This window comes from Mesorhizobium sp. M2C.T.Ca.TU.002.02.1.1 (assembly GCF_003997225.1).
The window spans coordinates 1-686 of the sequence record NZ_RZTO01001426.1 but is presented as its reverse complement, the minus strand read 5'-3'; the positions used below and the strand labels follow the sequence as shown (position 1 = coordinate 686).

Genomic DNA, 686 nt, shown 5'->3' with positions numbered 1-686 from the left:
GGTCTGACCACTACAACCCCAACGAAGCCAACCGGCCGGCCGCCTCAGTCGACACCTCGGTCACCGCTTCGATCAAGAAGTCGGACGCGAATGTCCAGAAGCCGGCGGCTCAGGCTCCTGCCCAGGATCTGTTCGGCAACCGCTGAACGGCCTGGTCTCCCAAGACTTCAAAGCGGCGGGCTTGTCCCGCCGCTCTGTTTTTCTGCAGCCGGCTACCCTTGGGCCGGCTTTCCGGGGGTTGATCAAGCATTCATCACGAAGCGGTGATGCCTGTAACGACGCCCCTGGTGCCGTCGAAGTGGGAGCAAGGGCCGATAGACGGGGCCGATGCCAGGAAATTCAAGTGAGTGGAGCGAGCGGGCGGCACCCGGGCGATTGTCCGAGGCTGTCCCATGCCGATCCACCAGGTCATCGGATCGTCAATCGCGCCCGACCAAACAGCTCAACCCGAAACCAGGAGTATTTGAAATGACCAAGATCGCTCTTACCGCTGCCGCCCTGCTTGTCGCCACTGGCGTCGCCTTCGCCGGGTCGGACCACTACAACCCCAACGAGGCGAACCGGCCGGTTGCTTCGGTCGACACCTCGCTCACCGCGTCGATCAAGAAGTCGGACGCGAACGTCCAGAAGCCGGCGACCCAGGCTCAGGATCTGTTCGGTAACCGCTGAACGGCCTTGTCCCTGCA

At 62.8% G+C, this 686-nt stretch carries 2 protein-coding genes; both read left to right on the top strand.

The genetic code is table 11. The annotated features are described in order from the left end of the window. Positions 1-146 (top strand): DUF680 domain-containing protein (locus EOD07_RS36545; RefSeq protein ID WP_127238516.1); only part of this gene is annotated, 146 nt, incomplete at its 5' end. 322 nt (positions 147-468) lie between these two features. Next, positions 469-669 (top strand): DUF680 domain-containing protein, encoded by a 201-nt coding sequence (locus tag EOD07_RS36540; protein ID WP_127238515.1) that lies wholly within the window; start codon positions 469-471, stop codon positions 667-669. Positions 670-686 lie beyond the last annotated feature (17 nt).